The 21,626-nt window shown below is 38.2% G+C and carries 20 protein-coding genes, 1 pseudogene and 1 other annotated feature; of the genes and pseudogenes, 16 read left to right on the top strand and 5 right to left on the bottom strand.

What is annotated here, in order from left to right:
• Positions 1-34: 34 nt before the first annotated feature.
• The 6 genes from A5N88_RS04560 (at position 35) to A5N88_RS04540 (ending at position 2,805) form a co-directional block, all read left to right on the top strand.
• A complete protein-coding gene (locus A5N88_RS04560; protein WP_083953022.1) occupies positions 35-685 on the top strand; it encodes a TlpA family protein disulfide reductase in 651 nt (216 codons plus the stop codon).
• 522 nt (positions 686-1,207) lie between these two features.
• On the top strand, positions 1,208-1,342 hold the full coding sequence (locus A5N88_RS24100; RefSeq protein WP_083953021.1) for an FbpB family small basic protein: 135 nt from the start codon (positions 1,208-1,210) through the stop codon (positions 1,340-1,342).
• Positions 1,343-1,408: 66 nt separating this feature from the next.
• A complete protein-coding gene (locus A5N88_RS04555; protein ID WP_066263585.1) occupies positions 1,409-1,552 on the top strand; it encodes an acid-soluble spore protein N in 144 nt (47 codons plus the stop codon).
• Between the two features lie 60 nt (positions 1,553-1,612).
• Positions 1,613-1,843: a small acid-soluble spore protein Tlp gene (tlp, locus tag A5N88_RS04550; protein WP_066263584.1), complete on the top strand. Its 231-nt coding sequence runs from the start codon at positions 1,613-1,615 to the stop codon at positions 1,841-1,843.
• Between the two features lie 203 nt (positions 1,844-2,046).
• Complete coding sequence (locus tag A5N88_RS04545; protein ID WP_066263582.1) at positions 2,047-2,463, top strand: acyl-CoA thioesterase; 417 nt, start codon at positions 2,047-2,049, stop codon at positions 2,461-2,463.
• Positions 2,464-2,505: 42 nt separating this feature from the next.
• Positions 2,506-2,805, top strand: a complete 300-nt coding sequence (locus A5N88_RS04540; RefSeq protein WP_066263580.1) for a hypothetical protein — start codon at positions 2,506-2,508, stop codon at positions 2,803-2,805.
• Positions 2,806-3,045: 240 nt separating this feature from the next.
• Here the strand turns inward: A5N88_RS04540 and plsY are convergent, their stop codons facing one another.
• Entirely contained in the window at positions 3,046-3,645 is a 600-nt protein-coding gene (plsY, locus tag A5N88_RS04535; protein ID WP_066263579.1) for a glycerol-3-phosphate 1-O-acyltransferase PlsY, read from the bottom strand.
• Positions 3,646-3,797: 152 nt separating this feature from the next.
• Here plsY and A5N88_RS04530 point away from each other — a divergent pair, with 152 nt between their 5' ends.
• From A5N88_RS04530 to A5N88_RS04500, 9 genes and pseudogenes are all read left to right on the top strand, one after another.
• Positions 3,798-5,510: a glycosyl hydrolase family 18 protein gene (locus A5N88_RS04530; RefSeq protein WP_066263578.1), complete on the top strand. Its 1,713-nt coding sequence runs from the start codon at positions 3,798-3,800 to the stop codon at positions 5,508-5,510.
• A gap of 27 nt (positions 5,511-5,537) precedes the next feature.
• A complete protein-coding gene (locus A5N88_RS04525; protein ID WP_066263576.1) occupies positions 5,538-5,951 on the top strand; it encodes a CoA-binding protein in 414 nt (137 codons plus the stop codon).
• A gap of 257 nt (positions 5,952-6,208) precedes the next feature.
• Complete coding sequence (parE, locus tag A5N88_RS04520; RefSeq protein ID WP_066263574.1) at positions 6,209-8,185, top strand: DNA topoisomerase IV subunit B; 1,977 nt, start codon at positions 6,209-6,211, stop codon at positions 8,183-8,185.
• Complete coding sequence (gene parC, locus A5N88_RS04515; protein WP_066263571.1) at positions 8,185-10,632, top strand: DNA topoisomerase IV subunit A; 2,448 nt, start codon at positions 8,185-8,187, stop codon at positions 10,630-10,632. Before parE ends, parC begins: the two co-directional genes overlap by 1 nt.
• A gap of 146 nt (positions 10,633-10,778) precedes the next feature.
• Positions 10,779-11,537 (top strand): YybI family spore inner coat protein, encoded by a 759-nt coding sequence (locus A5N88_RS04510; RefSeq protein WP_157090599.1) that lies wholly within the window; start codon positions 10,779-10,781, stop codon positions 11,535-11,537.
• Between the two features lie 69 nt (positions 11,538-11,606).
• On the top strand, positions 11,607-12,080 hold the full coding sequence (locus A5N88_RS04505; protein ID WP_066263569.1) for a staygreen family protein: 474 nt from the start codon (positions 11,607-11,609) through the stop codon (positions 12,078-12,080).
• A 901-nt stretch (positions 12,081-12,981) separates the two neighbouring features.
• Positions 12,982-13,254, top strand: a pseudogene (locus tag A5N88_RS26355) (site-specific integrase); the annotation flags it as partial.
• Positions 13,251-13,412, top strand: coding sequence for a tyrosine-type recombinase/integrase (locus A5N88_RS25740; protein ID WP_083953018.1), 162 nt, complete (start codon positions 13,251-13,253; stop codon positions 13,410-13,412). The pseudogene A5N88_RS26355 and the gene A5N88_RS25740, both read left to right, overlap by 4 nt.
• Before the next feature lie 181 nt (positions 13,413-13,593).
• Positions 13,594-13,899, top strand: coding sequence for an MATE family efflux transporter (locus A5N88_RS04500; protein WP_496197086.1), 306 nt, complete (start codon positions 13,594-13,596; stop codon positions 13,897-13,899).
• Between the two features lie 764 nt (positions 13,900-14,663).
• Here A5N88_RS04500 and ileS read toward each other — a convergent pair.
• The 4 genes from ileS to A5N88_RS04480 all read right to left on the bottom strand — a co-directional run bounded on the left by ileS (position 14,664) and on the right by A5N88_RS04480 (position 20,026).
• The gene (ileS, locus tag A5N88_RS04495; RefSeq protein ID WP_083953017.1) at positions 14,664-17,753 is read right to left on the bottom strand and encodes an isoleucine--tRNA ligase; all 3,090 of its coding nucleotides are present in this window, start codon (positions 17,751-17,753) and stop codon (positions 14,664-14,666) included.
• Positions 17,754-17,810: 57 nt separating this feature from the next.
• Positions 17,811-18,049, bottom strand: a binding site (T-box leader).
• A gap of 141 nt (positions 18,050-18,190) precedes the next feature.
• The gene (locus A5N88_RS04490) at positions 18,191-18,835 is read right to left on the bottom strand and encodes a hypothetical protein (RefSeq protein ID WP_066263565.1); all 645 of its coding nucleotides are present in this window, start codon (positions 18,833-18,835) and stop codon (positions 18,191-18,193) included.
• Positions 18,836-19,167: 332 nt separating this feature from the next.
• Positions 19,168-19,659, bottom strand: coding sequence for an MltG/YceG/YrrL family protein (locus A5N88_RS04485; RefSeq protein WP_066263562.1), 492 nt, complete (start codon positions 19,657-19,659; stop codon positions 19,168-19,170).
• Positions 19,649-20,026, bottom strand: coding sequence for a hypothetical protein (locus tag A5N88_RS04480; RefSeq protein ID WP_066263559.1), 378 nt, complete (start codon positions 20,024-20,026; stop codon positions 19,649-19,651). The genes A5N88_RS04485 and A5N88_RS04480 overlap by 11 nt, the downstream gene beginning before the upstream one ends.
• Before the next feature lie 496 nt (positions 20,027-20,522).
• On the opposite strand from A5N88_RS04480, the gene A5N88_RS04475 reads away from it, so the two are divergent.
• Positions 20,523-21,620 carry an SDR family oxidoreductase gene (locus A5N88_RS04475; protein ID WP_066263557.1) on the top strand — a complete coding sequence of 366 codons (1,098 nt, stop codon included), beginning with the start codon at positions 20,523-20,525 and terminating at the stop codon, positions 21,618-21,620.
• Positions 21,621-21,626 lie beyond the last annotated feature (6 nt).

The raw sequence follows: 21,626 nt of genomic DNA, 5'->3' as shown, positions 1-21,626 counted from the left end.
CAAAGTATTGTTAGAAATAATCGAGGAGGACAAGATGATAAAACGGAACATTGCTATTTTGCTCATCTTCTCACTCATTTCCATTATGGTTGTACAAGCTATTGAGAAAAAGCAAAAAGAGCAATCACAAGAGTACAGAAAATATATTCAAATGATGTCTAAACAATTCAATTCAAGTCCTCAGGATATTCCTGCACAGACACAAACACTCACGGATAAGCAAGTAGAAAGTTTATATATTCAATCTATGGAATCAGATGCGGATGAAGCTCCTGAAATTGAAATAGGATCATCTGCTCCAGACTTTCAATTAAGAGCATTAAATGGCAAAAGTGTTAGCCTAAAGGAGCTCAAAGGGAAAAGAATCCTTCTAAACTTTTTTGCAACCTGGTGCCCTCCCTGCAAAGCAGAAATGCCTGAGCTTGAAAGCTTTTATCGGCAGCACAAAAGAGATGTGGAAGTAGTAGCTGTCAATATCGATAGTCAATCAGATGTTAAAGGCTATGCCAAAAAATTAGGTATTACCTTTCCTATTCTTCTGGATAAAAAAAATGAAGTATCTAAAGATTATGGGGTCTTATCGATTCCGACTACCTACCTTCTCGATAAAGAGGGCAAAATTATCAGTCTCCATATAGGTTCCATGACAAAGAGGGAATTGGACAAGCTTTATAAGACGAAATAACAAAACACACGAGGACGATTCCGATGACTCAGGAAAGAGAGTGTATGGAGTAATATCCATCAGCAGGATGATCAGTCTACTACCCATGTCTCAATTACAGCCCATAAGAGATTTAATCCCTCAGTTGATTGAAGCGAAAGTCGAGAGACTCCTGCGAAAGCGTGTAAGGAGAGACCCCGCAGGAGCATGTGACGAGGAGACTCCACTACCGCCCGCGGAAAGCGAGTGCCTGCAGCGTAAATCAATCTGCAGGACGTATATAGCAATATCCATGTCTAAGTAAAAGCCCAATGTTAAATGGAACCTAATGTTGACTGAAGAGAAAAGAAAGATACTCATACGAAAAAAAGAGTTTTAGCGAGACCATACAAGAGCAAAGCAACCAAGAGGCTCACGTACTAAAATAAAAATCATCATTCATGAAATTCTCAAAAAAATGAAAAAAACAAAATATTTCATTATAATTTTTTCTTCGGTTGACCATACTGAACTTAAAATAGTCAGCTATGGAGGAAAAAACAAATGAGAAAATCACTAAAAAAATCGTTTTCTGAACTTGTAAATGAAAATAAACAAGAGCTATTAATGGATAAAGAAGCTCTTGAAAGAATTGAAAACAAGCTTGATTCGAAGCATGTCATGAAGTTAGCAGAATAAACCACTATGATTTGCTCATATTCTTTCTTTTTTCAGGTGAAACTGTTCATAAGGGGGGAGAAAGCATTGAGTAATCCAAAACGTGAAACAAGCCAATTTCAGCCAAACCATATTGGAACAAAGTCCCGTTCTTTTGGGGGAAACAAAGGCAAGACAATGCAGGATAAATCGGGTAAACACGCTCAGGTTATGCAAACAAAAGGAGAATAAACGATTTCTTCTTTTTTCTGTACAGCGTTTTGACACTTTTACATCAAGGAGGATATCATAATGGCATGGGATAAACCGAATCCGGATGATCGCAGTGATAACGTTCAAAAACTGCAGGAAATGGTGCAAAATACAATTGGAAATATGGAAAAAGCGGAAGCAACTGCTGAGCTTTCCACTGATGAGGAAAAAGCAAACATAGAAGCAAAAAATGAGCGCCGTCGAGAAAGCATTGAGGCAATGCGCAGTGAAATTAAAGATGAAGCTGCTTTTCAACGTGAAGAGCAATAAAAACATGAAGCCGGCAAATGCCGGCTTTTATAATGCTGTTCCCTGAAAAGAGGGTGTCTTCCACTTTCCTTTTGAGCAATCCCTTTTCCTATTATTTATATGAATGGTAATATAGATTAAACCAAAGGGATGCCAATCTAACACAAATCCTGCAGGCGTCTTTATCAGAAAATCTTTTTAACATATACAGAGGTGGAGTATGAATGCAAATTTCAGAGACTAGTGTTGATGTGCGATATGCAGAAACAGACCAAATGGGAGTCGTGTACCATGCCAATTATTTAGTATGGATGGAAATTGGACGAACAAGGCTTATTGAAGATTTGGGCTTTCGATATGCCGATATGGAGAAGGAAGGCATACTATCTCCCGTTATAGATATAGAAATATCGTACAAGATGCCTGTAAGGTATGGAGAAAAAGCGTATATCAAAACGTGGGTGGAAGAATATGATGGGATACGTGTTACATACGGCTATGAAATCACTACTGAACGGGGCGAGCTTTCTGTTAAGGCCCTGTCAAAGCATGCTTGTGTGAAAAAAACTAATTTCCGGCCAGTCTCGATTAAGAAGGTGTTTCCTGATTGGCATGAAGCCTATGAAAAGGCCAAAAAATAAGAACATACAGGAAGTGCTCATGGCAGTAAGGAGTGATGAGAAATGGCTTTTGGGATATCTAAAGAACAGGTTAGACAGTGGAAAGCTGCCATCGATCGAGGAGAAATTGCTTTTTTGACCCATTACTGGATTGATGACCGCTTTCCGGATTCAAAGTCTGTTACAAAGGCGGGCTGCAGGGATTTGGGGAAATTGGTAAATTGGGGAGCACAATACGGGCTTAAAAAAGAATGGATTCATCATCGAAAGGATGGGTATTCCCATTTCGATTTACTTGGTGCAAAACAAGAAGAAATTTTGAAAAAAGAAGGAATGGAGCACACTTTAAAATCCTTTTTATAAGATGAGATTTTTATCAAGGCAGAATGAGTATACAGGTACTCGTTCTGTTTTTTTATAGCTGCCTTCATAGCACGTTGTTTATGTCCTGCTGTCTTCTATATATCAAATAGTCCCCCTTACAAGGCTTTTGATAAGACTCCATTACATAAAGCTATGATTATGCTGATACTCTAAACATATCTGAATTCAAACGATGATCGGCCAAACAAAAAAGCGAATGGAGAGCATCCATTCACTTTTTTAAATCCATGTAACCTTAGGTTCTGTTTTATTTTTTATTCTTGTAATATTTGCCCGGTGCCTGTAAATCACAAATGACGCTAAGGCGAGGCCGACTATAAATAGTACCCAGTCCCCCGTGAAAATCATATTTACGAATGTGTAAACGGCTGTAAAAAGGCCAGCAATGATTGATGATAAGGATACGTATTTGGTCAGTTTAAGACATAATAAAAATACAAGAATCAATAGAATAAATAAGGGGTATGTATATCCGAGCAAGACTCCTGCAGACGTGGCAACGGCTTTTCCGCCGCGAAAACCTGCAAAAATTGGATACATATGGCCGATTACTGCAAAGAGGCCAGCTGCCAAAGGATGAAAGTGCGTGCTAAAGCTAAATATAGCAGGGAGAAGCGTAGCAAGCGTTCCTTTTAAAATATCAGCTGAAGTAACAACAATTCCTGCTTTTTTTCCGAGTACCCGAAAGCTGTTCGTACCACCTAAATTCCCGCTCCCATGCTGCCGAATATCGATACCATAAAAGAGCTTTCCAACAATCAATCCGAAAGGTATGGAGCCTATTAGATAGGCAAGAACAATAATAAGTGCATATACCATAAACAAATCTCCTTTAAAATCCCTTCATATCAGTAGGTTCTTTCATTGTATCATGCGAGAGAAAGTTTGCGTAAAGAATTTTTCTTTCCTATGGATAAATTCTTCTTTTCTTCCATCGCTACCTCCTGTACGATAGAAACAGGAGGAACAAAATGGCGAATATTCAATTAAATGAAACAGCTCCCCGATTTATCAGAGAACATCTTCTTCTTTTTGCTATCATTTTCTTTATAAGCATATTATGTGCTTCTCTATTGTTTCTATATCCTTTTGCCTCTAACAAGAAGGTTCCTTATTTTACAAAAAGTCATGAGATATTAGTGAATAGCAAACTTACAGGACAAAAAGCATTGCTTATAAAGGATCAGGTATATCTTCCTGTAATGGTTGTTCAAAACACTCTGGGGGGATGGCTTTACCCAGATTCAGGACAATTAATTATGACAACAAATCAGGATATCTTGCGTTTTCTTTATGATAAAAATGCATATTACATAAATGATCAAAAAATAAATCCTTCTTCTCCTTTAATTATTAAAAATCAACAAGGTATATTCCTATCCATTGATGTAATTAAAAAATATTATCCTTTTCGCTATCAAATCCTGAAATCGAATGGAGCGGTTTGGATTGAACAAAACGGGAATACATACTTTAAGGGCAAAATCACAACCAGGACTGCTAAAAGGGATTATTTACAGCTAAGAACAGACCCTTCACTCCAAGCTCCATATACAACCAATGTCATACCCGGAGAAAGCATCCGTATTGAAAAACAGGTGAGAGGATATGACTATATTCGGAGATCGAATGGAATCGGAGGTTATATTAAAGCTGACATTGTGGATAAGCTGCAAAAGACAGCAGTAAGGGTTTCGTTTCCAGAAGATAAATTTTCCCTGCCAAGCATTACATTGCCCATACAGTTATCATGGGAAGCCGTATACTCTAAGACTCCAGATACAAAAGAGCTTCCGAGGATGCCTGGTGTTACAATCGTTTCACCCACCTGGTTTCAATTGAAGAATGAAAATGGCGAACTTACAGACAAAGGGGATTCCGCTTATTGCATCTGGGCGAGAAAACAAGGGTATACCATCTGGCCGCTTTTTTCTAATGCTTTTAATCCGCAATTGACAAAGAATGCTTTTAATACATTTGTTAAAAGGCAGAAAATTATTACCTCACTGCTTGCTATGTTGGAAAAGTATCAATCAGAAGGACTAAATTTGGATATTGAAAATGTTAACAGAGAAGATGGCCCTCTTGTAACGGAATTTGTCAGAGAAGCAGCTGCCCGTCTGCACCGTGCTAATAAAATCGTTTCCATGAACATCACCTTTAAATCAAAAGGGAACTGGTCAGAATTTTATGAACGTCACGCGCTTTCTGAGTCTGCAGATTACCTGATTGTCATGGCCTATGATGAACATACGAAAACGATTGGAAGTGTCGCTAGTATTCCATGGGTCAGAGATAATGTAAAAGCTCTCCTAAAAGAGGTCCCGGGCGATCGGCTGATACTTGGAATTCCCCTGTATACACGGCTTTGGAAAGAGAATACGCGTAGTGGAGAGATATCATCTGCTGCTCTTACCATGAATCAGGCGAATCAGTGGGTGAAAAATCATAAGCTAAAACCTGATTTGGATAATGACACAGGACAGTATTATATTCAGTATATCGATAAAGCACATAACGAGAAATATAGTATGTGGCTTGAGGATGATTATTCTTTACGGGAGCGCGTCCAGATAGCAGAATTAAGCCATTTAGCAGGCATAGCAGTCTGGTCAAGATATTTTGCCAATGAACAAGCTTGGGCGTCTTTGAAGACATCGCTGGCTGCGTATCACCATCAGTAATTACTATACCAATAGGAGGGCTAATCAATGGCCATTCAAAATCCAGACAAAAATGAAATCAGAAACATCCTTAAGAAAGCCAAACGAATTGCTGTGGTGGGATTAACCAATAATCCAGAAAAAGCATCCTATTACGTTTCTGAAGCGATGCAGAATGCAGGGTACGAAATCATACCAGTCAATCCCAATGAGCAAGAAGTTTTAGGTGTTAAAGCTGTGGCATCTTTAAAAGAGATTGATGGGCACGTAGATATTGTGAATATTTTTAGGCTCCCTGAGTACCTGCCTGAGATTGCAAAAGAATTTGCAGAAATAAATGCAGACGTTTTTTGGGCACAGCTTGGGATAGAAAATGAAGAAGCATACCAATACTTAAAAGACAAGGGATATACCGTTGTCATGAATCACTGTATTAAAGTCGAACACGCTCTCTTGCTTTAAGGATTCAAGCAGTCGTTAAGAACTTTTGCGGCTGCTTTTTTTATGGTGAAACAAAGGATAAAATTGGAATGTAATGAAAAAGTCATTTGCTAAATCAAATTTTAAAGCTAAAATAGTGCATAGATGTTTGTTCGGGTTATGTTATAATAAAGTATTGATGTAACGAACGGATGTTTGTTATTCCTATCTCTAATCATACAAACTGTATTTTGGTTTGGATACAGAGAGAGTTGCGTATTGTTGAAAGGGGAATCTTTGTGGTCAAAAAACAGAACATAATTGAGTATAATGATGATGCTATACAAGTACTGGAAGGTCTGGAGGCTGTACGGAAACGGCCGGGCATGTATATCGGTTCCACGGATTCACGGGGGCTGCATCATCTTGTATATGAAATTGTCGATAATTCTGTTGACGAAGCATTAGCTGGATACGGAGATCATATTATCGTACGAATACATAAGGATAATAGCGTCAGTGTAGAAGATAAGGGGCGAGGAATGCCTACAGGAATGCATAAACTCGGAAAACCGACTACTGAAATCATTTTTACTGTGCTTCATGCCGGTGGTAAGTTCGGGCAAGGAGGATATAAAACAAGCGGGGGCTTGCATGGTGTTGGTGCTTCCGTAGTAAATGCACTTTCAGAATGGGTCGTTGTTACCATTAAACGTGATGGTTTTGTATATGAACAGCGTTTTATCAATGGAGGAAAACCTGAAACGACACTTGAAAAGGTTGGCAAATCAAAGCAAACCGGCACTGCAATTCATTTCAAGCCGGATCCGTCCATTTTTAGTACAACTACCTTTAATTATGATACCTTATGCGAGCGTTTGCGGGAGTCTGCCTTTCTTTTAAAGGGGCTAAAAATTGAAATCATAGATGATCGGAGCGGCGATTCCGAGATTTTTTATTATGAAAATGGCATTGAAGCCTTTGTTGGTTATTTAAACGAAGAAAAGGATGTTCTTCATCCGGTTGTGTTTGTTGAAGGTGAAGCGAATGAAATTGAAGTCGAATTTGCATTTCAATTTAATGACGGTTTTTCTGAAAATATTCTCTCCTTCGTTAATAACGTTCGGACAAAAGATGGCGGGACACATGAGGCAGGAGCAAAAACTGCGCTTACCCGCGTTATGAACGAATATGCACGTAAGGTGAGCTTATTGAAGGAACGGGATAAAAATCTAGAAGGGACAGATATTCGTGAAGGCCTATCGGCTGTAATATCCGTCCGTATTCCCGAAGAGCTTCTGCAGTTTGAAGGGCAGACAAAAGGAAAGCTCGGCACCAGCGAAGCACGTTCAGCTGTAGATGCCGTTATTTCAGAACATTTATCATACTTCCTGGAAGAAAATCCGGAAACAAGTACGTCTTTAATTAGAAAATCCATCAAGGCGGCTCAAGCACGTGAAGCTGCAAGGAAAGCGCGGGAAGAAGCGAGAAGCGGAAAGAAACGAAAAAAATCAGACAGCCTTCTTTCTGGAAAGCTCACCCCGGCGCAAACAAGAAATCCTCAAAAAAATGAGCTCTATCTTGTAGAGGGTGATTCTGCAGGCGGCTCTGCAAAACAAGGCCGTGACCGACGCTTCCAAGCAGTACTTCCGCTTCGTGGTAAAGTCATCAATACAGAAAAAGCAAAACTTCAGGATATTTTTAAAAATGAAGAAATTAATACAATTATTCATACGATAGGTGCTGGAGTAGGGCCGGATTTTAACCTTGAAGATGTGAACTATGACAAAATTATTATCATGACCGATGCCGACACAGATGGCGCCCATATCCAGGTCCTCCTGTTAACCTTCTTTTACCGGTATATGAAGCCGCTGGTTGAAGCCGGAAAAGTTTATATAGCTCTGCCTCCGCTTTATAAAGTAAGCAAAGGAACCGGAAAAAAAGAAACGGTGGAATATGCCTGGACAGAAAATGAATTGCAAGGTGCTATTAAAAAAGTTGGTAAAGGCTACATCCTCCAGCGATACAAAGGTCTTGGAGAAATGAATGCTGATCAATTATGGGAAACCACGATGAATCCCGAAACAAGGACATTGATTCGTGTACGTATAGATGATGCTGCAAGAGCTGAGCGAAGGATTACAACGTTAATGGGTGACAAGGTTGAACCACGGCGAAAATGGATTGAAAGCCATGTAGCTTTTGGTCTAGAGGATGATCAAAATATCCTTGAAAATGAAAACATTATTGTGGAAGAAGGGGGACTTGAATAGTGGAGAGTTTAGAACGTTATCAGGATCTTCCCTTGGAAGAAGTCTTAGGCGACCGTTTCGGCCGCTACAGTAAATACATTATCCAGGATCGTGCCTTGCCTGATGCACGTGACGGGCTAAAGCCTGTACAGCGAAGAATCCTTTATGCTATGCACGTAGAAGGAAATACAGCCGAAAAAAACTTCCGGAAATCAGCCAAAACAGTAGGAAATGTCATCGGTAATTACCACCCTCACGGTGATTCTTCGGTTTATGAAGCAATGGTTAGGATGAGTCAGGACTGGAAAGTGCGAAATGTGTTAATTGAAATGCATGGAAACAATGGAAGTATTGACGGGGATCCGGCTGCAGCAATGCGTTATACGGAAGCAAGACTATCTTCCATTGCATCTGAGCTTCTTCTTGACATTGATAAAGATACAGTTGATTTCATATCGAACTTTGATGATACTTCCAAAGAGCCTACCGTCCTGCCTGCCCGTTTTCCTAATCTTCTCGTAAATGGATCAACAGGAATTTCAGCCGGATATGCAACGGATATTCCTCCTCATCATTTAGGGGAAATCATTGATGGAACCATTATGCGAATGGACAATCCTGAGTGCAGCATTGAAGAATTAATGCAAGTCATTAAGGGGCCTGATTTTCCAACCGGCGGAATTATCCAAGGGGTAGATGGAATAAAAAAAGCCTACGAAACAGGAAAAGGCAAGATGGTTGTCCGTGGCAAAACGAGCATTGAAGATATGCGGGGCGGACGCCAGCAAATTGTCATTACTGAGATTCCATTTGAAGTGAACAAGGCAAATCTCGTCAAGAAAATGGACGAATACAGGCTTGACCGCAAGGTGGAAGGCATAGCTGAGGTTCGTGATGAAACCGACCGTACAGGCCTCCGTATTGTTGTAGAGCTTAAAAAAGATGCAGATGCTGTAGGAGTACTAAATTATTTATTCAAAAATACAGATCTCCAGGTCGCATACAATTTTAATATGGTAGCCATACATAACCGCCGTCCAAAGTTAATGGGTCTAAGTGAGCTATTGGACGCGTATATAGAGCACCAGAAAGAAGTTGTTACAAAACGATCTGAATTCAATTTGAAAAAAGCCGCTGAACGCCAGCATATAGTGGATGGCTTAATCAAAGCCCTCTCCATTCTGGATGAAGTAATTGCTGTCATCCGAGCCTCCAAGGATAAAAGAGATGCAAAGGATAACTTAATTGCAAATTTCCAGTTTACTGAGGCGCAGGCTGAAGCTATTGTGTCGTTACAGCTTTATCGTTTGACCAATACAGACATAACAGCCCTTCAAAAAGAGGCAGAAGAGCTCATGAAAAAAATTGAAGAGCTTACTGCCATATTAGAAAGCGAACGAAAACTAGTCGGCGTTATTAAAAAAGAACTTAAAGAAATTAAGAAAAAATATGCCGACCAGAGAAGAACAGACATTGAAGCAGAAATAGAAGAAATTAAAATCAACTTAGAGGTTATGATTCCAAATGAAGAAGTAATGGTGACAGTTACTAGAGATGGATACATAAAGAGAACGAGCCTTCGTTCCTATTCAGCCTCTAATGGGCAGGATCTTGCCATTAAGGAAACAGACAGGATCCTGTTCCAGCAGGAAGTCAACACTACCAATGTCATTCTGCTTTTCACCAACAAAGGCAATTATTTATATTGTCCTGTACATGAGCTTCCTGATATACGCTGGAAGGACTTAGGACAGCATATTGCCAACATTGTGCCGATTGAACGAAATGAACAAATAATAAAAGCCATCATGATAGAGGATTTTAATAATCCTGCATATCTTATGTTTGTGACGAAAAAGGGCATGGTTAAAAAATCAGAGCTTGCCAATTATAATGCACAGCGTTATTCCAAACCTCTTGTTGCTTTAAATGTAAAAAACGACGATGAAGTCGTAGACGTCCACCTAACGGATGGAAATAATGAAGTATTTATTGCTACTCAGATGGGGTATGGTTTATGGTTCCATGAAGAAGAAGTAAATGTAGTTGGCGCACGTGCAGCAGGTGTTAAAGGTGTTAATCTCAAAGAAGACGATTGCATAGTCGGTGGAAAGATTATTAAGGATATCAAGAAAGAAGCAATATTTATTGCCACTCAACGCGGTTCTGTGAAGAAGATGAAAATAACTGAGTTTGAAAAAACCACACGTGCCAAACGGGGTGTAGTCATGCTGCGGGAATTAAAGAAGAACCCTCACAGAGTGGTTGGGCTGGAAATTGTAAAGGATTCCGACGAAATAATCCTTAAAACCAGCAAGGATTATACCGAATTGGTTAAAATCTCAAACCTCAGATTAAATGACCGATATTCCAATGGTTCCTTCGTAGTCGATGAAAATGAAAATGGACCGATTGTGGAGGTTTGGAAAGAGATTACACCTTCACTTACTCCGGAAGATAATAAATAGCCATTTTACAAATGGATAAAAAAGTGTACCTAAGCAGGTACGCTTTTTTATTTTTGAATTATGCTGGAAGGTTCTCCAATTTTTACATAAATGAACGGAAATTGGTCATCCTAGTAACATATCATGGGAAAAGGAGAACATGTCAAATGAAAAAAGAACTTTTGCTCGGTCTTACGGCTTTTTTCTTTATGTCTCTTGGTTCGGTAGCCCTTACGCACGCAGTTGAAAAACCCTCTTCCGGGTTCATCACATTACATACTTACCATGAAGATGTCACAGGAGACGGAAAGCAGGATAAAATTATCCTTTACGCCAGTCCTTATGAAGAAGGCAGCCAGTATTTTAAACGTATTTGGGCAGATATTTTGACTTCTCATCATAAGAAAATCCGTCTGCAATTTGCTGCTGGCTATCAGCCGGAAATACGGTTTAAGGACTTAAATCATGACGGTGTAAAAGATTTATTGGAGTCCAGCAACACAGGAGGAAGCGGAGGGATTTATTCCTATTCACTTTCAACGGTTAAAGACCATAAGCCTCTTTCCTTGCCGCTACCGCCACAATTAAATATCGAAGGGCGGTTTACAAAAGGATTCAACGCAAGAATTGACATTCCAACTGTCCAGAATTCAGTTTTATTGAAACTTCAAAATCGAAAATCTGAATATATACGGCTTGGAATTTATCAGGAGAACGGAACTTTAAATGAACAAACCGAGCTAATGATTGATCCTGTTTCTATTTTAAAGCCTGTACGAATCCCAGGGAAACAAGGGTATGGATTAATAGCGTATCGGCAGGTTAGCGGTGCCTATCACGCTGATCGTCTTGGTACAGTAAAATCAACCTGGTACTGGGAAAAAGGAAAGTGGAATCTCTTAAATGCAAAATGGGTTACAAAGTAACAAATGATGGGCAAATATCATACAATGGAACCAGAAAGTGCTCTATACATTAAAAGGGGGCAGCCTCCTATGATGAAAATGGACTCTGAGGATTTCACAGTTGCCATTATTCCGCCTGCTTCTGCATTTTATCCACTAGAAGGCCGCAGATACACACTTTGTGAGCTTATCTCTACTGGAGAGTTAACATTAGCAATAGGGAACCAAAAATCATATTTTTCCACAAGCCCTCCATCACAGCTATTACTAACTGCAGAATGGATAACGAATCTAGGGGAATATAGACTTGATTGTCATGTATTTATTGATGAGGAAGAGGAAAATAAACATTTGGCAAAGGTGCGCTTTATGATTTTCCAAAGAGAATTAACTCGTTTGCTGACTGCGCTTATTAACGGAGATAAAGAGATTTACACGTATAATCCGCTTCTTTTAGATGCTTCTATTCACATTCAATATCATTCAAGTCATGAAAATTTAAAGCAATCTGCTGTTGTTGGGACACCCAGGTATTACTTAAAAACAAATAGTACGATCTCTTGAAACAGGCTCTCAGGCCTGTTTTTTTAAGAAACCTTCTGGCTTCAGATCGTATAGATGGTATAAACAGCAAGAATAAAGAAGAGGGAAGGGAAGAACAATGAGACAATCATATTTATAATGCATAACTGGATAATACCATTATGAGAGCACAGATTAATATCCACTAAACGCTATTCAGTCGATTAAAAAGTGCAGAAGACCAAACGTATATTGTGAAGTGCGGCGTTAATTTATGAACGGCATTAAAATTACCAAAATGAACGCTGAAATTATATTATTTATTTTACAAAAAGGAACGAAGAGTTTACAAAACAATGATAAAAATTAAATCCTCGAAAAAATAGATATGTATTATGTAAACAAAAAATGACCGGTTTGAGATTTAAAATATACCATTAAATCCATTTTTAAAGGCTATAAAAAAATTAAAAATTAAACGATTTAACATTTCATCAATTATTTTGTTGCTGTAAATTTACTGTGAATTTGAAATACGAAATATGTAGTGAATTTGAATTTAAAAATTATAAATTAATATGAAGAAATCAATTTCGTCTCAATATTTTAAGTATACTTTTGATATGAGATAAAGTTTCAATTCTCTATTCGACTTCCTATAATATATATTATGTAAACTAGAAAAGAACATAAGTGGTTCAAAACTTCCCCGCCCCAAGTTCTTTTAAGATTCATTATGGTCCACTAATTTACCTCAAGTTGACTATAATACTCCGTTGCTTTCCAATAAGTCGCCTAAAAAACATAGTTGATGGTTTCGAAACCTAACTCCCAGGGATTGACCGTATAATTTTTCGGAGGTCTTATAATGATGAAATCAGTTCAAGTTGTGGATGATTATCTAATGTATTTACAAATCGAAAAAAATTAGTCCGTAAACACGTTAACCAGTTATACATTTGATTTAAAACTTCATGGTGAGTATCTTAAAGAAAACGTTCGTTCCTTAGACCTAAATGACCTCACAGCGTCCAGTATACGCCGTTTCGTTCAAGATCAAGTCATTAACCATAAAATTAAGCCAAGAACTCTACAACGCCGGATTTCGTGCTTAAAATCATTCAGTCAATACTGTTTTAAAAAAAATTATACAAAAAACGATTTTACAGCAGGTATTCAAGCTCCAAAATCTGAAAAAAACTGCCGAGATACATGAAATTACAAGAATTAAATAAATTATTTTCGTTTTTAGAAAGTGATTCTCGACCGCTAGGATTAAATAATGAATTGATGTTTAAATTACTTGCTACGACTGGGATGAGACGCCAAGAATTAGTGGATCTGTTGTGGGAGCAAGTGAATCTAAATAATTAAAAGGGAAAAAAGAGCGTCTCCTCCCTCTTCATCCCATTGTAATCCCTTTATTGAACCAGCATATGAAGTCACTTTCTGAAAAACAAACACATTATAATGAACCTATTGTTAATGTTATCTTCTTTACTTAAACCAAGACCCTAATACAAATTCATGGCTAACCCAACAATTAATTGGCAGCATGATAAAATTTGTGATTCCTTCCACTTTAGAAAGATTAACAATGCGTTTAGGACAAGTCCTCTATTTTGGGTTATTTGTACGTATGGGCATGGTTGTATATGCAACACATAACATTCCGGGAACTTTAACAACATTTGCTTCCACCATTGGTGGCGTGTTCGCTGTTGCCTCCAGCACCTTAATCGGGCAAGCAATTGGGGAAAAGAAGGGGCAGGATATAAAGGAATATAGAAAATGGGGCTATATTTTGTCTGCGGTATTCATGACCTTTGTGACCGTTACTTTGGCAGTAACAAGTCCATGAGTTGGACTGTTATTTACACATAATGGTAGTGTCCTTCATTTACTCATGATTATTTTATTTATTATGAATGATTCAAGATTTTATATGTTAAGATTTTTTAAAGGTTGATATGAACCCTAAGATAATTACCGTGTTAGGAATACAACTTAGTCCATATGCCTTCTGTTTTTGTTTTTTTAATATAGTATATTCTGGTGGAAATGAAAAAAATTACGGGTTTAGACTTAGAATTTATTATTTCAATAAAATAATAATCGTATTTATCAAAGTATTATAGGAATCTTAGGAACTGGAGAACGAATTCCCTGCTCATGATAACATCCAGCCATGTTGAAGTGCTCCCTGTCAAGTATACTGGGTTTTATTATCTACAATATGATTCAATTGCTTAATGGCAAGAGGAAATCCTTAACCATAAATCGCTTTCTATGAACCTAAAGTTTTCCTGTTTGAAATTCTTCCAAAGAACTACATACAAGAAAATCATCAGATGCATGATGAGCTCAACCGGTTTTTTTAATCAAACGAATTGTGTTTATGGGTAAAAAGAGGAACGTTCATTGTCGCTACAACCGCTTCTTGTGAAATAAAACAAGGGCACAGTTCTAATTTTTCTTTATAACTGGACCTTTTCTTTATATATTAAACTTATTGTCATGTTTCTCTCCATTTGGTTTTCTATCTTCTTTCTTGACAAAAAGATAGATAGAGCAGGTTTTAGTCTGCTCCCCCTATCCTTCTTTTTGTGCTTTTAATACGTAAAACTAAAACTCTAATGAAACCAGAATGATTTCATTAGCGAATCTGATTTCAATTTGCTTTTCTGAATAGTTCAATTCTCCAAATAAAATGTCATTAACAAGTACATTTTCTGTTATTAGTTCTTCAAATCGCTTGATTTGATCCTTCGTGCCTTCTGAAGCAGATATATGGAGTGTAATATATTTTTCAATTGGGAGATCAAGTTTTTTTCGAGCATCCTGAATAGCTCTGATTAATTCTTTAACCTGACCTTCTTCTATAAGCTGAGGTGTTAACGATATATCTACTATCACCTTTAATTGCTCATCTCCAGCCATCTCAAAGCCTTCCGCCATTCGATATTCTGCTATAATGTGTTCCTTTTTAAGTGTTAGTGTTTGGCTTTTAACGTTAATTTGCAGCTGTCCGTTGTCTAATAACATCTTCTGGTCGCAGCCTGAGATTTGATCAACATATTCCTTTACATCGTTTACCAGCTTGCCGAATGCAGTGCCAGCCGTTTTAAAATTTATTTTTAAGGTCGTAGTCTGGTAAACAACTACATCATCCGTAAAAACAACATTTTTAAGATTTAGCTCATCTTTCATGATGCCTGAATAACTGTTCAAATCACGTTTTTTTTCACCTTGCCAGATGATTATTTGCTGCAAAGGCTGCTTCACCTTTAAATTTTTTACATTGCGGATACTGCGCCCAAGCTCCACTATTTTCAGAACGGTTTTCATATCCTCCTCTAATGAAGGATTTATCAATGAATCGTCAGATAGAGGGGAATCTTGTAAATGAACACTCTCCTGATGGAGCTTTAAATAGATATCTTCCGACGTATATGGAACAAAAGGAGCCAGCAAGCAGCATAGTGTAGAAAGCGTTTCGAACAGCGTTGAGTAAGCCGCCAGTTTATCTTCTGATAGTCCTGAAGCCCAAAAGCGACTTCTCGATCGCCGGACATACCAATTGCTTACTTCATCCAATAATGCCCCTATTTCTCTTGCTGCTTGTGTAAATTGATAACTGTCCATATAGGAATTAACCAGTTTGACCGTGCCATGCAGTCGCGAAAGGATCCACTGATCCAGGATGGTTCTCTTTCCTGTTTGATGTCTTTTGTATTTATATCCATCAATTTTTGCGTACATATCAAAGAATTTAAACGTATTATCTAAGGTGTCGACCAATTTTGATTTTGCATCCTGTACAACCTTTTTTGAAAAACGTTTTGGATTCCAGGGTGAACTATCGACTAGGAAAGCCCATCGAAGGGCATCTGCCCCGTATTCTCCGATTAAGTCAACAGGATCTAGAGCATTTCCTTTGCTCTTGGACATTTTTTGGCCGTTTTCATCGAGTACATGCCCAAGTGACAAGACGTTTTTATAGGGTGCTTTTCCTGTGAATAGAGTAGATACAGCGAGCAGGCTGTAGAAAAATCCCCTTGTTTGATCAATTCCTTCAATGACTGCATCTGCTGGGAATTGGGATGTAAATAGTTCATTATTTTCAAATGGATAGTGATACTGTGCAAATGGCATCGAACCGCTGTCAAACCAGACATCAATCACTTCTGGGGTACGTTTCATTTCACCATTACATTTCGGACATGTACAATGCACCTTATCTATATAAGGCTTATGGAGCTCCATGTCATCTGTTATTGGAGCTGCCGTAAGCTTTTGCAATTCCTTGATACTTCCAGGAGCTTCTTCATGATGGCAGGCAGAACAGATCCAAACGTTTAGAGGTGTACCCCAATAGCGGTTTCTGCTTATGTTCCAATCCATAAGATTCTCAAGAAAATGACCAAAACGCCCATCCTTAATATGGTCTGGATACCACTGAACGGCTGCGTTGTTCACAAGCATTTTATCCTTTAAAAAAGACATCTTAATAAACCAGCTGTCTGCAGCATAATAAAGTAATGGTGAGTCGCATCTCCAGCAATGAGGATAGCTGTGCTCATATTTTTCCTTATGAAAAAGCGTGCCTTGATCAGAAAGCATTTTAATAATATCCACATCACACTCCTTCACAAATCTTCCGGATAGTTCTGTAACCTCGTCAGTATAGCGTCCTTGTTGATCCACTAGATTAATAAAAGATAAATCATTATCCTTAACTGTTTTATAGTCATCCTCGCCATATGCCGGAGCTATATGGACAATTCCTGTACCGCTGCTTTCCGTGACATAATCCGCTGTTATGATATAATGTCCTTTCTCTACGGCCGCATAATGAAATGGCGGTGAATAACACACTCCTTGAAATTCACTGCCAAGATGCTCACTTAATACCTCAGTATGATCATCAAAGATGTTATCCAGTGAGGCTTTTGCAACAATATATACATCATTATCCTTTTGTACGCGAACATACGTGATTGCAGGATTCATAGCAAGAGCGACGTTTGCTGGCAGCGTCCAAGGCGTTGTGGTCCAGCCTAGGAAATATTCGTTATCTGCATCAACACGCTTGAATTTAACGGTTGCTGACAAATCTTTTACATCTTTATATCCTTGTGCCACCTCATGCGAACTTAGTGTCGTTTGGCAGCTGGGACAGTATGGTGATACCCGATGGCCTTTATGCAAAAGACCGTCTTTATGAACTTTGCTTAGAATGTTCCATACACTTTCAATATAATCGTTACTTAAAGTTAAATAAGGACTGTCCATATCTACCCAATAACCTAACTCTTCTGTGAATGAACGCCATTTCCTTTCATAGGTAAATACACTCTCTTTACATTTGTTAATAAACGCCTCCACACCGTATTGTTCAATCTCCTGCTTTCCTGAGATGCCAAGCTGCTTTTCAACACCCAGTTCAACAGGAAGACCATGTGTATCCCATCCGGCCTTTCTTTTCACGTAAAATCCCTTCATGGTTTTATAACGTGCTACAACATCTTTGATTGTTCGTCCGAAGGCATGGCCTACGTGTGGCAATCCATTTGCAGTGGGGGGCCCCTCATAAAAAACAAAGGGTGCTTTACCTTCTCTTAATTGAACAGATTGTTGGAAAATACTGTTTTCTTTCCAATATTGACGTACACGCTCCTCACGTTTGACAGCTGACTCCCTGTTCTTCTTCATCGATATCGCTCCCATACATAATAAAATGGATAAAAACATACAAAAACCCCGTCCCAAGAAAGGGACGGGGTAAACCGCGATACCACCCTAATTCTATTGATCCGGTCAATAGCACTTAGCAACGTACAATCATACGTGTTCTTTGTAACGGCAGACACCCGGCTGGACTTACTGAAGGATTCAGCCCAGCTTCTCAGAGAGGATTTTCACATAACACTTGAACACTGACTTGCACCAATTTGTCAGCTCTCTGGAGATCAAGAAGTAAGGCTACTCTTTCTCATCAACGAATTTGTATGCTTTTATTGGAATTTATTGTAACAGGCTGCATAGCCGCTGTCAATTCCCTAAATTTTTATTTTTTGGATTTAGGCTATTATGGAAAAATAAATCAAATCCAAAAAAGAAGCGGAGCCATTTCCGCTTCTTTTTTGCTATTAATCAATTTTAATGTTCGTTTTTGCTTCTGGATGCAATATTTTATTCGTAGAGGCATCTTTAACAGCGTCAAATACAAGAGTTACTTTATGAATGTCTTGCTTGCCGCCTCCCAGACAAATTCCGTAAATATCATCTTGAGTCCCTTTACCCGTAATATCATGATTGTAGTTGGACGGTAAAATGTTTAAATGCGTATCCAGATCTTCTCCTTGGTCCGTTTCAATTTGACTAAGCGAATTAAAGGTTAGATGCTTATTGGTCGTATTTTCAATGGATAACCGAACCTGCACATAATACACCGCACCTTTCACCCTGAGCTTGTCCGTCATGTTACTGATTTCCTCAAGCCATTGAGGATTAATATCGGTCAACTTAATGATTTTGATATCTTTAACGTTGACTTTGATAGGATTAAGGTCTACTGTTGAATTCACCTTTTTGTATTTCACTAATTCCTCTGTTCCTTGTTCGTTCTTCACCTTTTGGCCAATTTGATTTAAATCTTTATTTTCATCCTGTGATGACTGTCCAGCAGATGGATTTATATTCTTTGCTGCTCCACCCTGCTGACCATTTCCGCAGCCAGCCAGCAGTCCGCCTGCAAGCAATCCGGAGAATAAAACCTTAACAAGCTTATTCATTTTTTATCGTACCTTTCTTCTTCTGTTTTTATTTAATAATACTTCTAGTATGTACTAATCTAATATACTCCTTACAGAAAACTTTTCAATGACTAAGCTCAAACCGTCACGAATCCTTCACGAATCTACCTACACATAATACTACTTCCCTTTTTGCTTGAAATATTAGTATGACAAGTAAAGAGAACACTAAAAAAAGAACAAGTGTCTTTCTGTTAATTACGCATTGACAAATTAAATGAGATAAAAAACGAGCAGTTATCAAACAGCAAATAATAAAAGACACTTTCCAATGCGAAAGTGTCTTTTAATCGTCAAAACAGGTCATTAAATCAAGATCCAAAAATAGCCGATATCACTTGATCGTAGGACATTGAGCTATCCACTATGTAAGTACCTGGACGTAAATGATTTTCAATCCCTTTATTCTCAACATCTTTTGAAAATTTGAAAGCATCCGTAATGATATGTCCTCTTACAAGCCAATTGCCTACATCAATACTTGTCATACCTTGTGTTATACGTACGGGAACTCTGTACACAATTTTTTGGCCATTGGCAGGCGGTGTGCTTTTTGATCCGCTTTTTGCTTCTGCTATTGCTTTATCGTAATCGGATTTTGTTTGGACCACATAGCCTGCAGAAGAAAGCTCGCTTTGCATCTCTTTTTTAGTGGGCTGTACTTTTATTGCTGTTAGGCTTTGCTTTGTTTTGACAGGTGCTTTTGATGCATTGCTGCTTTTAGTTGCAAAGAATACCGCTCCGCTGATACTTGTAGCAATTAGAAGTCCGGCTGCAAAGCTGCCCAATAAATTAGATCTCATTTGCAACCTTTCCCCTTTCTTCTTTTGTTTCATAACGGGCAATTACCTGCCGTATATCGTTTTCTGACACTTGCTTTTGAGCTGCTATATTTTCAATAGAGTATTTTCGTTTATATAAATCCAGTACATCACGAATAAAAATTCTGTCATTCGTAGAAAGCTGGACTCCTGCTTCTCTTGAAATTACTTCTAAGTCAAGCTCCATATTTCGCAATGATTCTCGCATTTCATTGATATCAGTCATAACTGACATATGTACCATATCAATTTCCTTTTGCTCAGCTTTTGCAGCTTTACGAGTTCTTGCCATTGAAACAATAAGCAGTAAAGCAGATACTGCGAATAAAATGGCTAATGTCCATTCCATCAATAATTTACCTCCTTTATAAGAATAGATCTACCAAGTTATTATTATACATCTGAAATTGACATTTTTCGATTTAAATATTTTAAATATGTCAAAAGTCGTAGAAATTCTACAGAATCAGCCACTGCTTCATATGATAACCAGTTAGTTTAAGCTTTCCTATAAATATCCAATGTTATAAGGTGCTATAACTGCTCATAGAAATATAGAAAAAATAATTAAAATGCATGTGATGAATTACGAAAAGGGAAAATGGACAGGTACCTCGAAATAATTTAAAGATGGCACGGCTTTAATGTCGAATGAACATTTCGCTTTAAAAAAGGGTGTTTCGCATAGATTGCTGCTTTACATAGAAAGAATTATTCCGTATATCGTCGATCTTCGCGTCGTGTTTTGTAAGTTAGTCACAAGTTTTAATACTGAACCAGGATTTTCAATTATGTCAATTAGCAATAAAGATTACGAAAGAGCCTAAATAAAGGAGTGAATTTTTGTGGCTAACAGTTATTTTTTCACTGGTTTTCCGGGATTCATTGCTACCTCCCTAATAAAACAGATTATACGGGATCGTTATGAATGGGAACATATGTATTTGCTTGTATTACCTAGCCTGCTTGAAAAGGCGCGCTCGGAGATGAATCAAATTAAGGAGGAGTTTGCCCTATCGGAGGAATCATTCATTTTGATTTCAGGTGATATTACAAACAAAGACTTAGGTATACCACCTGAATTGAATGAACAACTTCAGCATCAAATCACACATATCTTTCACCTAGCAGCCATTTATGATCTGGCGGTTCCAAAAAATCTTGCCTTCCAGGTAAATGTAATTGGAACATCAAATATCAATAATTGGATCCTTACCTTGCATAATCCAGAAAGATATATTTACTTTAGCACCTCTTATGTAGCTGGAGACCGTGAAGGGCGTATACTGGAGACTGAGCTTGAAAAAGGCCAGGGATTTAAGAATCATTATGAACAAACCAAATATGAGGCTGAGATTTCAGTTCGAGCAATAATGAATTCAGTTCCAACCACTATTATCCGGCCTGGCATCGTTGTTGGAAACACCCAAACGGGCGAAACCATTAAATTTGACGGCCCTTATTTCATCTTGAATTTTTTTGATAAATTGAGATTTCTCCCTTTTTTGCCCTACCTCGGCAGCGGAAAAGCTGAGGGGAATTTTGTTCCAGTGGATTATATTTTTAAAGCAGCGAATTATCTGGGACATGCTAAAATTGGAATCGGAAAAACCTATCAATTAACGGACCCTAAACCCTACCCAATTAAAGAGGTATATCGGATGCTAATGGCCGAATTACTTGGACGAGAGCCTAGTGGGAGCATTCCCCTCTCTTTTTCAAAATGGCTGCTTTCTATTCCGGCGTTTAGAAAATGGACAAGAGTTGAAAAGGAAGCGCTTGATTACTTTACATGTATGGCGGAATATGACTGCTCCCGAGCACAGGAGGATTTAAGGGGCTCTGGTATCTCATGCCCAGACTTTAAGGAGGTCATTCCTGCTATGGTGGATTTTTATAAGAAGCATAAAGATGATCCTGAAAAGCAGCTGAAAATTCACTAATGTATA

It is taken from the genome of Heyndrickxia acidicola (assembly GCF_001636425.1).
Taxonomy (GTDB): domain Bacteria; phylum Bacillota; class Bacilli; order Bacillales; family Bacillaceae_C; genus Bacillus_AE; species Bacillus_AE acidicola.
Note: the sequence above shows the minus strand (reverse complement) of the source record. Positions and strands in the feature narration are given on the sequence as shown.

Bases quoted from the DNA above. Each gene is read 5' to 3' on its own strand.
- A5N88_RS24100 (WP_083953021.1), top strand. From the start codon at position 1,208: ATGAGAAAATCACTAAAAAAATCGTTTTCTGAACTTGTAAATGAAAAT.
- A5N88_RS04530 (WP_066263578.1), top strand. From the start codon at position 3,798: ATGGCGAATATTCAATTAAATGAAACAGCTCCCCGATTTATCAGAGAA.
- A5N88_RS04545 (WP_066263582.1), top strand. From the start codon at position 2,047: ATGCAAATTTCAGAGACTAGTGTTGATGTGCGATATGCAGAAACAGAC.
- A5N88_RS04510 (WP_157090599.1), top strand. From the start codon at position 10,779: ATGAAAAAAGAACTTTTGCTCGGTCTTACGGCTTTTTTCTTTATGTCT.
- A5N88_RS04480 (WP_066263559.1), bottom strand. From the start codon at position 20,026: ATGGAATGGACATTAGCCATTTTATTCGCAGTATCTGCTTTACTGCTT.
- plsY (WP_066263579.1), bottom strand. From the start codon at position 3,645: ATGGTATATGCACTTATTATTGTTCTTGCCTATCTAATAGGCTCCATA.
- A5N88_RS04500 (WP_496197086.1), top strand. From the start codon at position 13,594: ATGATAAAATTTGTGATTCCTTCCACTTTAGAAAGATTAACAATGCGT.
- A5N88_RS04540 (WP_066263580.1), top strand. From the start codon at position 2,506: ATGGCTTTTGGGATATCTAAAGAACAGGTTAGACAGTGGAAAGCTGCC.
- A5N88_RS04525 (WP_066263576.1), top strand. From the start codon at position 5,538: ATGGCCATTCAAAATCCAGACAAAAATGAAATCAGAAACATCCTTAAG.
- ileS (WP_083953017.1), bottom strand. From the start codon at position 17,753: ATGAAGAAGAACAGGGAGTCAGCTGTCAAACGTGAGGAGCGTGTACGT.
- A5N88_RS04505 (WP_066263569.1), top strand. From the start codon at position 11,607: ATGATGAAAATGGACTCTGAGGATTTCACAGTTGCCATTATTCCGCCT.
- A5N88_RS04490 (WP_066263565.1), bottom strand. From the start codon at position 18,835: ATGAATAAGCTTGTTAAGGTTTTATTCTCCGGATTGCTTGCAGGCGGA.
- A5N88_RS04560 (WP_083953022.1), top strand. From the start codon at position 35: ATGATAAAACGGAACATTGCTATTTTGCTCATCTTCTCACTCATTTCC.
- tlp (WP_066263584.1), top strand. From the start codon at position 1,613: ATGGCATGGGATAAACCGAATCCGGATGATCGCAGTGATAACGTTCAA.
- A5N88_RS25740 (WP_083953018.1), top strand. From the start codon at position 13,251: ATGAAATTACAAGAATTAAATAAATTATTTTCGTTTTTAGAAAGTGAT.
- A5N88_RS04485 (WP_066263562.1), bottom strand. From the start codon at position 19,659: ATGAGATCTAATTTATTGGGCAGCTTTGCAGCCGGACTTCTAATTGCT.